The organism is Planctomycetaceae bacterium (assembly GCA_041398785.1).
Taxonomy (GTDB): domain Bacteria; phylum Planctomycetota; class Planctomycetia; order Planctomycetales; family Planctomycetaceae; genus JAWKUA01.
In genome coordinates, this window is the sequence record JAWKUA010000042.1 from 16323 (window position 1) to 30109 (window position 13787).

The 13787-nt window shown below is 60.9% G+C and carries 10 protein-coding genes; 7 read left to right on the forward strand and 3 right to left on the reverse strand.

All coding sequences use genetic code 11. The annotated features are described in order from the left end of the window. Positions 1-28: 28 nt before the first annotated feature. A complete protein-coding gene (locus R3C19_26265) occupies positions 29-979 on the reverse strand; it encodes a hypothetical protein (protein ID MEZ6063867.1) in 951 nt (316 codons plus the stop codon). Positions 980-1415: 436 nt separating this feature from the next. Here R3C19_26265 and R3C19_26270 point away from each other — a divergent pair, with 436 nt between their 5' ends. The 4 genes from R3C19_26270 (at position 1416) to R3C19_26285 (ending at position 6896) form a co-directional block, all read left to right on the forward strand. Then, on the forward strand, positions 1416-2669 hold the full coding sequence (locus R3C19_26270; GenBank protein ID MEZ6063868.1) for a hypothetical protein: 1254 nt from the start codon (positions 1416-1418) through the stop codon (positions 2667-2669). Positions 2670-2870: 201 nt separating this feature from the next. Continuing rightward, on the forward strand, positions 2871-3455 hold the full coding sequence (locus R3C19_26275; GenBank protein ID MEZ6063869.1) for a hypothetical protein: 585 nt from the start codon (positions 2871-2873) through the stop codon (positions 3453-3455). Positions 3456-3649: 194 nt separating this feature from the next. Continuing rightward, entirely contained in the window at positions 3650-5017 is a 1368-nt protein-coding gene (locus R3C19_26280) for a polysaccharide biosynthesis/export family protein (GenBank protein ID MEZ6063870.1), read from the forward strand. A gap of 454 nt (positions 5018-5471) precedes the next feature. Beyond that, positions 5472-6896, forward strand: a complete 1425-nt coding sequence (locus R3C19_26285; protein MEZ6063871.1) for an SH3 domain-containing protein — start codon at positions 5472-5474, stop codon at positions 6894-6896. A 24-nt stretch (positions 6897-6920) separates the two neighbouring features. Here R3C19_26285 and R3C19_26290 read toward each other — a convergent pair whose 3' ends face one another. Continuing rightward, positions 6921-8330, reverse strand: coding sequence for an MFS transporter (locus tag R3C19_26290; GenBank protein MEZ6063872.1), 1410 nt, complete (start codon positions 8328-8330; stop codon positions 6921-6923). A 396-nt stretch (positions 8331-8726) separates the two neighbouring features. On the opposite strand from R3C19_26290, the gene R3C19_26295 reads away from it, so the two are divergent. After that, positions 8727-9164: a hypothetical protein gene (locus R3C19_26295; protein MEZ6063873.1), complete on the forward strand. Its 438-nt coding sequence runs from the start codon at positions 8727-8729 to the stop codon at positions 9162-9164. Positions 9165-9326: 162 nt separating this feature from the next. On the opposite strand, the gene R3C19_26300 is transcribed toward R3C19_26295, so the two are convergent. Beyond that, positions 9327-10946 (reverse strand): hypothetical protein, encoded by a 1620-nt coding sequence (locus R3C19_26300; GenBank protein ID MEZ6063874.1) that lies wholly within the window; start codon positions 10944-10946, stop codon positions 9327-9329. 491 nt (positions 10947-11437) lie between these two features. Between R3C19_26300 and R3C19_26305 the strand changes: the two genes are divergently transcribed. Together R3C19_26305 and R3C19_26310 are read left to right on the forward strand one after the other, a co-directional pair. After that, positions 11438-12523, forward strand: coding sequence for a hypothetical protein (locus tag R3C19_26305; protein MEZ6063875.1), 1086 nt, complete (start codon positions 11438-11440; stop codon positions 12521-12523). A gap of 12 nt (positions 12524-12535) precedes the next feature. Continuing rightward, positions 12536-13787 (forward strand): Calx-beta domain-containing protein (locus R3C19_26310; GenBank protein MEZ6063876.1); only part of this gene is annotated, 1252 nt, incomplete at its 3' end.

The following is a 13787-nucleotide window of genomic DNA, read 5'->3' on the forward strand; positions in this document are numbered from 1 at the left end:
CTCACGTTTCGGCGGACTCAATCTGCCGTCATGCCTCGACGGATTCACCGGTGCCGCCGGGAAGTTCATGCAGATATCGCCGGAAGAACGAATCGTCGCAGAACCGCCGCAGGACCCAGCACAGCACCTGCACCTGCCGGTTCGTCGGTTGAGAATTCGCCGCCCGCACTTCCGAAAACTTTTCGTCGTCGGCCGTGTTCTGAAAACCGTCAAGGGACAAACGCGATTGCCAGAACTCGCGCGCGGCAAACTGGTTGACTCGATCCACAACGCGTTTGGACCAGACCATGCCGTACAGATCGCGAAAGTCCGACCACATGCGATTCACGTCTGCGGCATTTGTCGAACGACCGTCAACTCCAGGCAAGGTCATCGGCTTCCCGTGAGACCTGCGGGCGGCAAGAGTCGCCGCAACGGCGATCAGGCAGCTTCCTGACAAAATCAGACTGTTACGAGGGAAGGGAATCCACTCGGTAACCGGCAACAACAGACACACCAGTCCCGAGCTTCCCAGCAGCGCTGCCAGTGTGTTGCGCGTGCCGACATAGTTGCCGGCTCCCATCAGCAGCACAAACAGCCAGCCGACCACGGCGGGTGTCGGAATCTCAACCGGCAGCGTCGCTCGCGAGGAAACGATTTGTGTTACCGACGGCCACTGCAGGACCGCGATGAGTGGCAGCACGACGAACCATGGCCAGGCATTGTGTCCCGGCCGGCGAGCTCCCAGCACGTCGATCAGCGGACTCAGCAACAGCGTAACCGCCAGGTACTGCAGGGCCGAATTCGTCTGCGGTGTCAGGTCCGGCAGAAAAAGCTGTCCGGTTAGTACGACCGCGAAAAACAGGCATCCGCCGGTCGCGCAGAACCATGACCGGAAGACTGTCAGACCGAGAACGGCTGACCGCAATCGGAAACATTGCCACAGCGTGACGAACCAGAACGGCAGTGAGATCAGCGGCCCGCGGAAACCGTCGATCATCGCCCGCTCCGGAATCGCCAGTCGTGCCGCTTGCCGGTCGGGGTTCGCAGTCCTGTCACGGGGCCGGAGTACCCGGAGACGCGATGTGGCGGTCGGTGTTTTCCCGCAGTTGGATGCAGCGACGGAAACTTGACGATTTTCGGAGCACGCACAATTGATTTTTCATGTCCAGACCAATTTTCGACGGTTGTGCAGGATTTTCGCAAAAGGACATGTTTTCGGAAAGTGCGGCAACCGATCAATACAGCGGTGGAAGGGTTTTTCTGTGAGTGAAGGGTCATTCGGGGTATTCCGGTTGTGACTGCTGAGCCAGAGGCCATCCACATGCAGCAAAGCAAACGCGGTCCGGGGCGGACGGCGGAATCGGCTGACTTGCTGCAGAGAGGGGTTCGAATCGACAAGTGCCGGTTCGACGATGCAATTGGGGGATCATGAAATGCCGCTGAAGCGTCCTGCATCCTTTTTTCTGTTGGGCATTCTGCTGTCTTCATCCGGCATGGGCTGCGCAGCAATCGACGCGCTGGTGAGCAGCCCGCGTCACGGACAGCAAGCCAGTCCCCCGGCGGAACGACTCACGGCAATCGCGCGAGTCTTCGAAAACCAGGGAAATCTGGCGAAGGCCGAATCCATGTACCGCATGGCGATCCGCCAGGATCCCTCAAACGACTTCGCTCGCGAGCGCGTCGACTACATCGCCTCACTGGGCAATAACCGAACATTTCGCGCTCGGCCGGTTCAGGAAGCAATCGCTGTCGCCGACAGCATCGAAGTCCGGACCCGCACGAGTGAGGTTTCGCGTCCCAATGCCGCGACACTGGCAGCCGACGCAAAACAGCGCCTGACGACGGGATCAGGACCGCTGCGAACAACTCAGCCGGAACCGACCGCATTGGCGTCGGCAGGGACTGCGACAATTCGCGTCGCTCCCATCCCGCCGGTGACTCCTGCTGTCACGCGAGTTTCCGCATCGGTACCACATGGCCAACCGGCGACCGTCACACAGCCGCTGGCGACTGCTCCGGCCGGAACCGCTCACTATTCAATCCAGCCGGACTCAGCGCCGGCAGCGACCTCGACTCTGTCAGCACCGCCGGAATCCGTCAGTCTGGACGAAATCTCGGAGTGGATGGATTCGCCGGCGCATTATTCCGCAGAACTGATGACCGCACTGCAACGCGGTGAGGACGCGGGAGTTCAGGCACTGGCCGCGGCGTTGCTTGCGGATTGCCCGGCCGAAAACGAGCAAGTCAACGACGTTCTGAAGGCCGCCTGCGACAGCAGCGACAGCCTTGTCCGAGCGACGGCTCGCGATTCCCTGATCCGTCGCGGTTCGATTGACCGGGCCGGAATTCGGGATCTGATGACACTGCTGACGGACAACGACGCGGAAATCCGAAGTCAGGCAGCGGCCTCGCTGCGAAACTGCGTGGGTTCCCGCTGGACCGCGGACTGCGTGTCCGGCCTTGGCGAACTGCTTCGCGACCTGAATCCCTCGGTGCGTGCCATGGCGGCCGCAACGCTCGGCGACTTCACGGAAGGCGGCGATTCGATCGGTGAAGCCCGCCAACTGCTTCTGGACGCTCGGGCATCCGAAGGAAATGAAAACGTGCTGACCGCGATCGAAACGTCGCTGCAGCGGGGTGGAAGTCACGCAGCCTCGCCTTCCGGCGGATTGCGACCCGTCTGGTAACACAGCCGGACACTGTCGGCCGTCAGCAGTCCGACTGCTGATGCTTTGGAGACCAGGAATCACGGTGCTGCTTCGATGGCTGCATCAATACCGGACACATTGAAAACGGACATACGTTTCGCGAACAGACTTCCCGCGAAGTCAGTGACGTTCTCGAAAAGTCAACAAGTCACGCCTAGCTGACAATCGGAGTCAGGGACGATGAAACGACTCACAAAACTGGTTCTGCTACTTGCGGTCACGGCAGTCTTCACGGGCTGCTCGTCCATGACGGACCACTTCATCGATTGCGAAATCAAGTGTCGCAATACGATCATCGCGCAGAAGGCATGGAACGAATGGTCGTGGTGCTACGACGAACTCGACCATCCATTCAACTTCGCGAAGGGTTTCAAAGCCGGCTACCTGGACATTCTGAACGGTGGCAAGGGCTGTCAGCCCACGCTGCCTCCGAAGTGCTACTGGAAACCGAGCTATCACGGACCGGAAGGTCAGTGCATGGTTGACGCCTGGTTCAACGGCTTTTCTCACGGAGCCCTGGCAGCTCAGCAGGACGGATACGGAAACATCTCTCAGATTCCGGTGTCACCGACCTGCCGCATGAACCTGCGAATGGCGAGTGCTCCCCCGCAGGCAAATGTCTTCCCGGTTGCTCAACCGATGGGCAGTCTGCCGATGGGCACGGATCCGGGAATGGGAACTTCCGGCGGATCGACCGGCGGCGACTACAACGACAACTATGAAGGAACTGACGACACCGCAGTTCCGCTGCGACCATACGAATAGAACCGGGCTGCTGTTTCAGCCCGTACACGACAGGTCCATCGTGCGGACCTGTGCAGGAAAACCGCCGGAAATTCCGGACAGCACTTCTCGACTTTCGAACAACTTCTTTCGAACGACTTCAGACCTCTCTCTGACAATCACGGACCTCATCAGCGCGGATTCTGGAAAACTGACGAGGGCGGAGGAATCTCACGATGGCAACGATCTTCAATCATCCGGCCACAGGCTGTTCGACTCGGATCCGACCGAATGCCGCCGTTTGGCTGGTGGCATCAGCGCTGCTGACAGCGTCAGCGGGATGCAGTCAGTTCGCATTGAATGCGATCCCTGTGTCGCGAGTGCCTTCTCAGATCCTCGCCGGCGAGCTGAAGGACGACTTCGAAGACATCTCTCCGCTGCGACTGCGGCAGGATCCGCCGGAAGCCTATCTGCTGGCCCCCGGCGATGTCCTTGGATTCCACATCTACGAACAGGCCGCGGCCGTCGCGGCAGCACAGACAAGCGCGGCTCGACAGTCGAACGTTCCGCTGCTGCCGGCAGTGCATTTTTCTGAAGACGGCAGCCTGCCCCCGGCCGTCGGGAATCCGATTGTCGTGCAGGACAACGGCACCATCGCGGTACCCATTCTGTCGCCGATTCACGTAGAAGGACTGTCGCTGGTTCAGGCAACCGAGAAAGTGCGAAACGCCTATACCGTCGATACTGATACATTTCCCGATGACACGCAGTTCTCGCTGACCATGATCCACCGTCGCACCGTGCGAGTGCAGGTGATTCGCGAAGAAAGCGGCGGGAAGGCCGACATCACAAAACGCGGAACCGGTCACATCGTGGACCTGCCCGCCTATGAGAACGACGTGCTGCACGCTTTGAGCGAAACCGGCGGGATGCCCGGAACGGACGCGAAGAACGAGGTCCTCATCTATCGCGGGATGTTCAACGAAGCGATCAGCTACGATCAGGTGCTGAATGGGATCTGCGTCGACAACTGCCAGGACCCGTGCTTCTGCAACGAAGCACCACTGCCTGATCCGCCAAACCTGACTCGAATCCCGCTGCGATACAATCCGGCCAATCCACCGGTGTTCAGTCAGGACCAGATCCTGCTCCACGACGGCGACATCGTGATCATTCGCAGCCGCGACGAAGAAACCTTCCTGACAGCCGGCCTGCTGGGCGGTGGCGAGTACCCGCTGCCCCGCGACAAGGACCTGGACGTTTTGGGAGCGATCGCCATCGCCGGGGGCCCGCTGGGTAACTTCGGAACTGGTATCGGCGGCGTCGGTGGTGGAGCCCGCGGTCGCGGCTTCGGAGGCACCGCCAATCGTGGCGGCGGCGGATACTGCCAGCCATCGGAAGTGATCGTGATTCGCGAACTGCCGTGTGGTAACCAGATTACGATCAAGGTCGACCTGAACAAGGCTTTGGAAGATCGGTCGCAGCGAATCCTGATCAAGCCTAACGACGTCGTGATGCTGCGATACACGCTGACCGAAGAAATCGGAAACGTGGTGCTGAACCTGATTCAGTTCAACTACTTCCTGAACTCAATCGGCCGATAACAAGCCGCATCCCGGAGATCACTGCCGGGGAATGTGGATACACCCAAAAGCCGGTGTCGAACGCGCTTCGACACCGGCTTTTTTCGTTTTTTGCCGGTGCGGGGTCTGGTCGCTGAAACCCGGGCATCAGCGGGAAACGCGGCCGTTGGCGACTTGCGAGCCCTTCCGCTGGCGGCCGCCCACGAGGTGCGGCACCGGGCACTTGAACCCGATCCGCGAGAATCGGCCGGTTGACTCGCCAAGTTTTCAGTCTTTCCGGCCGCTTCGGCAGACTCTGCCGCTGATTGAGGTCATCCCGCATTCTCTGGGAAGGTTGAGGCCACAGGATCGCCAAACGCGACTCCCACTCACGCCGCATCCGTGATACAGCTACCGCCCCGAATCGGTCCTGATCGGTCGCCGCCCTCGCGCGCTGCTGGCCGTGATTCCCGCAAACGAAACGGAGCACTCCGCAATGCGCCGAAAGCTCTTCCTGACATCTGTGGTTTTGTGCCTGACCGCAGCGGTTTCCGCTGAGGCTCAGATCAGTCAGTTCCCGTACAAGGCTCGCGTCGTCGAAGACGGAGCCTACGTGCGCAGCGGCGTCGTCAACGGTGAGCCCTATTATCCGACGCAGCGGCTCGCCAAAGACGCCGTGGTCACAGTTCTGCGACACGACCCGGGCGGCTGGTACCAGATTGAACCCCCGGAAGGCAGCTTCAGTTGGGTGGCGGAGGAATACATCCGCCTTACGACCAGTGGCCACGGTGAAGTCGCGGAAAACAGTATCGTGGCATTCGTCGGCAGCGAATTCGGCGACGAAACCAGCGTCTGGCAGCGGCTGCTGCGTTCCGGCGAAGAAGTCACGATTCTCGGCAAAAAGCTGGTTGATACGGCCGACGGTCCCAAGTCCATGTTGAAGATTGTGCCGCCGACGCGTGAATATCGCTGGATCGCAGGTTCCGCCGTTGTTCCCGTCGGAGACGGCGTTCGGCAGCAACACGACAGCGATCCGTTCCGAGTTCCCTCCAACGCGCGGCGGCCGTCGGGCAGCGATCCGATTTCCGTCCCCGACGGCGATGTCCCGCCGATCGGGCACCAGGACGCGGCAGCGGTTCGTCCGAGTCCGCAGTTGGCTCGCCTGCAGCAGATTCGAAGTCAGCAGCAGGAGCTTCGTGAAATCGACGACCGGTTCCGCAGCATGCTGCTCGATGAACCTTCGAACTGGGATCTGGACGAAATCGAATCGGCGTACCGCAACCTGCAGAACGAGACCAGCCACAAGCCACTGGCCGGACAGATCGATCTCCGGTTTCCCGCGATTGAACGCTATCGCCGCAGACACGCGGAATACGTCGACTTCAAGAGGCTGACGTCTCAGACGGAACAGCGTGACGCGCAGCTGCTTGCGTCGCAGTACGGTCTCGGCGGAGCGACCGCCATGTCGAACACCGGTGACCTGACGGCATCCGACTTCGACGGTGAACGCATCAGTCTGGCCGACGCGACGTCGCCAACATCCGGCATCGTCTCCGACTCCCCCGCACAGCCGTCGCTGCAGCCGCATCCCGATGCGAACTTCCTGCAGCTCCGGTCCGCCGAGCCCATTGCGGACAGCAACACCGACCTGCAGCTTCCGTCGCTGAATATCCCGGCGTCGAGCCGGTACATCGGCGCTGGAATTCTGCAGAGATCCGCGGCCTCGGAAGGCGAAACACAGTACGTTCTGGCAACGCCCAGCGGGCGAGTCCTCGCACACGTTGCGCAGAAGGGCGACGTGGACCTGGAATCGTATGTCGGTCAGTCCGTCGGCCTGTACGGCAGCCGCCAGTACCGAAGCGATCTGAAAAGCGACTTCATCGAAGCCAGCGGTTTGGAAGCGGTGAAGATCCGTCGATAAGCGCGAATTCGGAGTCCTCGACTGTCACTCAACTGGATCAGTGACAGCGGCACCATCGGAGCCGGTGCCGGCTTCGTCGGTCGCCGATGTGGCATCTGTGGCATTCGCCGCAAAGAGCGCCGCGCAAATCGCGATGATCAGACACGGAACGATCCAGAACCCCCGCCAGTTGGTAGCGGCTTCTTCGGCCGTTGAAGGCTCGGCCGCTGTGGCGGGAACCGGTTTCGTAAAGTACTGATGCAGCCAGCCGGAAAGCTCCGAGCCCAGGTACATGCCGAGCCCGTAAACCAGGAATCCGTAGACCTGCTGAGCGGTCGCAGTCAGTTGTGCCGGTGCGATCGCAGCGGTATTGATCATGCCTGCCGCGAAGAAGAAATCGAAGCAGATTCCGTGAATCGCAACGCCCAGCAGGATCAGCGGCAGCGGCCGACCAATCGCGAACAGCCCGAACCGCAGCGCCCAGGCCGCGACGCCGACCAGCAACACGTGGTTCATGTTGGCGTTATCTTTGCCGAGGAACGCGGGCAGCGTCAGCATGAAGAATATCTCGATCCATTGCCCGATCGTCATCACGGGACCGACCACGTTCGAACCAATGCCCCGTTTTTCCAGGTACAGGGCGGCGAAGGCAAAGTACAACCCCATCGCCATCGCGGTCGCGAACGAAACGCCGAAGAACACGGGATACGACGTGATCATTGTCTTGGCGCCGGCGATAGCACCAATTTCCTCGGCAGCCACGTCCGCCGCTTCGCCGGATGCCGCGGCGGCCTCAGCCGCCAGAACGGCCGCCGGTTTCGTGACTGGCAACGTAAAGGCATAAAGTCCCAGGATCGCCGATAATCCGCACGCCAGCAGCAGCGGACGCTCGTTCATCGGTTCCCCCTTCTTCAGAATCAGTGCATGCGACAGACCGGCGATAATCCAGCCGATCGTGCCGAACACGCGGATCCACGGAAAGCCCTCTCCTGCATTGCCGCCGAAAATGTCGGCGTCGTGAGCGAAAACAATCGAATTCACCAGCGACAGCGTTGGCGCAAACAGCACCGCGTACACCAGAGCGATCCAGAAGAACGGTCGCGGCTTTGCGGTCTTTGCCATCAGGAACAGAAACACCGCCCCTGACAGATGCAGGCCGCCGATCAGGATTTCCTGATTGATGTACTTGTCCGCAATCGGTCCGACGATCATGGGCGAAATGATCGAACCCAAAGGAATCGTGGCGTAAATGCGGCCGATCTCCGTGCCCTTAAAGCCGCGAGCGTTCAGCATGTTGCCGAGAACGACGTACCACGCTCCCCAGACCGCGAATTGCAGGAAGTGCAACAGACAGAAGTTCCAGTGCCGAGGCACGAACTCCAGAAAATGTTTGACTCCATCGACGAATCCGCCGGGTGTCTCCTGAGCCAGGAGCAGGAATGAGAGGTCAAACACGTAGCCACCTTTCTGAGAGATTCCTGGACGCTGAATAAGTGCTGAACAATGGCCTGAGCGGACGGCCAGTCTACAGCGTTCTGCGCCGTCGCGCAACTCTCAGCGCTGCGGAGGCGTCGTTTTTTTAACGCCGAAGTGACCGGCGCCTGATGTTCCCGCGGCGATTGTCTGGCCGACACGAGCACTCCGAGTGCTCGCCCGATTAGCTTCTGCGCGGCCCGTCGGCGTCTCCTGTGCCCCCAGAAACAAAAGTATCGATTTAACCCAATTTATCCAAATTAACATTCATGCCGCCGTCAGTTGGCCCGTAGAATCGGCGTAACCGGTTCAACACGATTAATCGAAAGAACCGGCACCACCACACCAAACCGCCAATTCCACGGGAGACAACCGGACATGAATCTGCTTCGAAAACTCTGGAACGACGACGCGGGCGTTCTGCTGTCCGCGGAGGCTGCTGTTGTGGGAACAGTCGCGGCGGCGGGAATCACGGCCGGTGCCACAACGCTGGCGACGTCGGTCAATGAAGAATTGAAAGAGCTGGCGTTTTCGCTGCGAAGCCTGGACCAGAGCTACTGCATTCCCGCGCAGGAAGGCTGCCATGCGTGCGTCGCCGGAAGCTCGTTCACGCAGGATCCGGTGGAAGATTCGCTGGCGGCCCTGAGAGAAGTCGCGGACGCGGCGCAGGCTCAGCAGGACAAAGACGCGGCATCGGTCGAGGAATCCGAGGCCGCTAAGCCACAGGCTGCCGAACGGAAAGCGAAGAATGCGAAACAGAACAAGAAGAAGCCGGCCCGCAACAGGAAGCCTCGGAAAAAGCCGGCCGGCGAATAGTCGCGGATTCCATTTCGTGGATCTCGCACCGACGCAATCAGGACTCCACAAGGCAGCACTGGTTGCGTCGGAGCGATTCGGATGGCCCGGCGCAACAACGCGCACATCGCGACAGGTTCCGGTTCGAATTCCGCAGCGTCATCGTGCTTCGTCCCGCTGTTCTTATGGCAGCAGGAAAATCAGGCCCACGGTGGCGGCTGCCTGAACGGCGACACCGCCAAGGTCGACTTCGTCCGGTCGCGGGAAATACGCGTCAGGTCCGAAACTGCTGCACATCGGACAGTCCGGCTTCGCGGCGACGCAATCATGCGGCGGTTCGGCGACCATCATGTACGGCAGAACCGGGATTCGTCCGGCGAAATGAGCGATTGAGACCAGTTCCGTCAGGCAGCCGTGAGCCTGGCCGCAGCGTTCCAGATTCGGGTCTTCAAAATACAGCGGGCGATAGCAGATCGGGTACGCGTTTCGATTCGGCGAATACATGCTGTGACCCGAAGCCCACTGATACTGCGGTTCCTGAAATCCCTGCAGTTGGCGAGCCTGGTTGGTCGGCAATTGATCGGGCGGATTGTGAGCCTCGATGTTGGCGCTTCCCAGCGTAACAGCGTAGATCGGATTGAAGATCTCAACTCCGTCGAAAGCGCCCGTCGTTCCGGAATCTGCGTTTGAACGGATCGGATGCTCGTCGGCCGGAGGCAGCGGCGGCACTGCCAGCAGCACGCCCTGAGATTCGTCGACGGACTGTGGCTGCGACGAAGCCAGCCGGACAATGCCCGCCGTATTGTGGTTTCCGGGCACCGGCGAGACCGCCCCGGAGAGCGCCCCGGAGAGCGCGCCGGAGACCGGACTCTGCGAGATCGACTTTCGCGGTCGCACCGGACCTGTCAGCGTGACCGATGTCTTTTTCTCCGACGTAGCACCGGCCGCGCGATGGTCCACCAGCGACGCCAGTTCGTCCTGGAAACCTGCCGAAGGATCGCTCGATACGGACTGCGGAATGCCAGGTGCCGGTTCGGTCACCGGCTTCGGTGCCGGCAACCGTCGCACAACAGCCGCCGGCGACGAATGCGGTTCGGTCTTCCGGGCCACTGGCTTCGAAACGTGTTCCACCGCGGCTGGCTGAGCCGCTTCGGCCTGCGTTGCCGCCGGAGCCTTTTCAAAGGCGGCTGCCCTCAAGTCGCGCATGCCGATAAACGGCCGCGTTTCCCGAAACGCAAACGTCGGCGGCATTGATCGATAGATCTCGGGATTCATTGATTCCGAAGGACCATCTTCCGCCTTCGCTGGTTCTGCCGTCGCGACAGGAACCGGGCGGATCGGAACGTTCTCAAGTCGACGCGGCGACGGTTGCACCGCTGGCGGTTCGGGTTGAACATCAGGCACCGGACGCAGCGCGGCAATGCTGACGTCGGGCGACAACAGTGAAATCGGAGCCATCCGGGTGGCGATGAGTTTCTCGGGCAGCGGTTGGGAGCTTTCCGGCTGTTTCTGACGTTCGCGCCGGATGTTGTCGGACACCGGGGTCACGGGAGACAGCCGAACGATGCGTTCGCGGGCTCGGGAGTCAATGTCGCGCCGAATCCCGTCGGACAGCGCGCGCGTCGGAGCGGACACGCCGGATGCACGCGTCGCCTCAGCCCCTTTCAGCAACCCGACCTGCTGCGCTGACCGTTCGAACGGCCGCCTTCCGATGGGACCCAGCGGGCTGGTCTGAGCGGCAGCAACTGCCGAAAATGTCGCGACGAATATCAACATCGCAGGACGCAGGTAGAACGCAGACATCCCTTTTCCCCGATCAACCGGTCACACTTCAGACGGAAGCCACGCGCCAACTGGTTTATGCTGGCCGCGGCGGACGCCGATCCTTTTCGCTCTTCTTACTCCCGCGAGCCCGAATGTCACATTCTGCCCCGCTCGCGGTTTAGTCGCCGGAACGTGCGACTTGACAGCACAATTGCCGCAGCCTGTGAGTATTCATCACATTCTGCCTTCTCATCGTCTTTGTTCGGCGCGGAACAGCCGTCAGGGTTAGAAAACCGGGTCTGATTCGTTCAATCCGCCCAGCCGGAATGGTCTGCGAAGAAGAACAAGTGTCTCCGAAATGCCACGCCGTTCTTACTGTCATAGTCTTTCCGGAACGCTCGATTATCGCAGGCAACGCAGCTTAACGGCCCGACGCGCAGAAAAGCTTTGTTTTTCCGATCCCGCAGCGCTTAGGATCTGAAGCAAAAGCCCGATCTTCGCGACCTCTGCCTGAACACGGATTCCGCCGAATGTCCATCAAGAAACTGGTATCTCTGCTGAGAGAATCCCTGCGCCGACGCCCGCGCCCGGAGGTGCCGCGACGGCTGCGATTCGGTCTGATGTCGCTGGAAGATCGCAGGCTGCCCGATGCCAGTTTTGCCCTCGTCGGCAACGCCGTGCAACTTGACGGATTCGACCCGGGCGCAAGCGTGGAAATGGAGACGATCGCTGCCAACACATTTCAGTTTACTCTGACCGGTGACGTGTGGGACGCGACGCTGCTGCCCAGCGCCGACTTTTCGCTCGACGTCACCAACACCATTCTGACGACAACAACCGCCACTCCGATCACAGGCCTGGAAGTCGGGTCTGTCAACAATCCCGCCATCGTGACCGATGGAGCCCTGGGAGTTCAGGTTGCGGACCTGACAATTCATGCCACGGGCGACGTCACGCTGAACGCTGCGGCCAACGACTTCGACAACGTGTCGATCGCCGGCGACGATGTGGTGATCACGGATGCGGATGATCTGACGCTCGACATCGTCAGCGCCAACAACACGCTGACGGTTGACGCAACCGGTCCGGTGTCGGACCTCGCCGGAAGCGACGTGTCGGCGACGAACAACGGCTCGTTTTCCGGCAGCACGATCGATCTCGGCAACGGAATGTTCAATGTCGGCACGCTAACGTTCAACAGTGCGGGCAGCGTGTCGATCGCCGAAGACTCCGGCACGGACATCGTTGGCACAAATACCGCCGGCAGCCTGGACCTGACTTCCACCGGAGCGATCGACGACAGCGCAGCAACCAGCATCGGCGTCACCAGCCTGGCCGACTTTGACGGGACATCGATTTCGCTGGGCGGCGGCACGTTTAACGCGGGGACGCTGACATTTAACAGCGCGGGCAGCGTGACCATCGCCGAAGATTCCGGCACGGACATCGTCGGCAGCAACTCGGCCGGAAGCCTGGATCTGGACTCCACCGGTGCGATCGACGACGCGGGCGCCACCGACGTGACGATCAGTGGCCACGCGGACTTCAATGGCTCATCGATCAGTCTGGGAGCGGGCACGTTCAACGCCGATACGCTGACATTCAACAGCGTCTGAGCCGTCACGATCGTGGAAGATTCGCCGACTGACCTGACCGGAACCAACACGGCCGGCGCGCTGGACCTGACGTCGGGCGGCACGACGACGTTACTTTCGTCGTTCAGTCTGACAGCGTCCGGCGTCATCAACGGCGATGTGGTTGTTCAGAACGCCGCGACGCTGGACGCGGGCGACGGGCCGGGATTGCTGTCGGTTGCCAGTCTGATGATGGATGCCGGTTCGATCTTTCGAGCCGATCTGGACGGCACGACGGCCGCGACGCAGTACGACCAGGTTTCGGTGACGGGTGCCATCACGCTGGCCGGAGCCCTGACGCTGGATCCCGGCTTCACGGCGGCGAGCGGCGATTCGTTCACGATTCTGAACAACCAGGGCGCCGGTGCGGTCAGCGGCACGTTCACCGGATTGGCCGAAGGCGACCGAATCGCGGTCGCCGGTCAGTTGTTTCAGATCTCATATGCCGGCGGCGACGGTAACGATGTCGTGCTGACGGCCGTCGTCAACCAGTACGACTTCGACCTGGCAAATTTCGACCTCGCCGAAATGGACAGCGGCAATTCTCAGTTCATCACGCTGAACCGTAACGGCGACACGTCGCAGGCTTCGTCTGTCGACGTTGTGATTTTCGCCGGTGTGGGCGACACCGCCACGGCGGGATCAGACTTCACGGCCACAACCGTCACGGCGAATTTTGCCGCGGGAGCCAGCACGGCCAGCGTCGCCATCGGAATTCTCGGCGACACGATCGTCGAACGAGATGAAACGCTGTCGCTGTCATTGACGAACTTCAGCGCCGGCGGCCAGGTGGGAACGACGAATCCCACCGCCAGCGTGACTCTGACGAATGATGACACCGCATCCATCACGGTCGCCGACGTTTCCGCTGCGGAAGGCGCCGGAACCCTGACATTCACGTTGACGCTGGATCACGCGATTTCGGAAAACGTCACAGTCGTCGTCAACACGGCAAACATCGCCGGGCAGGCGGTGGCGGGAATCGATTACACAGCCATCGTCAATCAGACCGTCACCTTCACCGCCGGCGGCAGCCTGACCGAAACGGTCAACGTCACGCTGCTCGACGACACTCTTTTTGAGCCGAACGAAACGTTTCGACTGAACCTGTCGAACGCCCAGTTCGGCGGCACGACGGACGCCACGCTGGTGACGATCGGCGATCCTCAGGCCATCGGCACGATTCTGAACGACGACACGCCGATTCTGGTGCAGCTCGACGGCGGCGGGAATCTGAACATCACCG

Bases quoted from the DNA above. Each gene is read 5' to 3' on its own strand.
- R3C19_26265 (MEZ6063867.1), bottom strand. From the start codon at position 979: ATGATCGACGGTTTCCGCGGGCCGCTGATCTCACTGCCGTTCTGGTTC.
- R3C19_26270 (MEZ6063868.1), top strand. From the start codon at position 1,416: ATGCCGCTGAAGCGTCCTGCATCCTTTTTTCTGTTGGGCATTCTGCTG.
- R3C19_26275 (MEZ6063869.1), top strand. From the start codon at position 2,871: ATGAAACGACTCACAAAACTGGTTCTGCTACTTGCGGTCACGGCAGTC.
- R3C19_26280 (MEZ6063870.1), top strand. From the start codon at position 3,650: ATGGCAACGATCTTCAATCATCCGGCCACAGGCTGTTCGACTCGGATC.
- R3C19_26285 (MEZ6063871.1), top strand. From the start codon at position 5,472: ATGCGCCGAAAGCTCTTCCTGACATCTGTGGTTTTGTGCCTGACCGCA.
- R3C19_26295 (MEZ6063873.1), top strand. From the start codon at position 8,727: ATGAATCTGCTTCGAAAACTCTGGAACGACGACGCGGGCGTTCTGCTG.
- R3C19_26300 (MEZ6063874.1), bottom strand. From the start codon at position 10,946: ATGTCTGCGTTCTACCTGCGTCCTGCGATGTTGATATTCGTCGCGACA.
- R3C19_26305 (MEZ6063875.1), top strand. From the start codon at position 11,438: ATGTCCATCAAGAAACTGGTATCTCTGCTGAGAGAATCCCTGCGCCGA.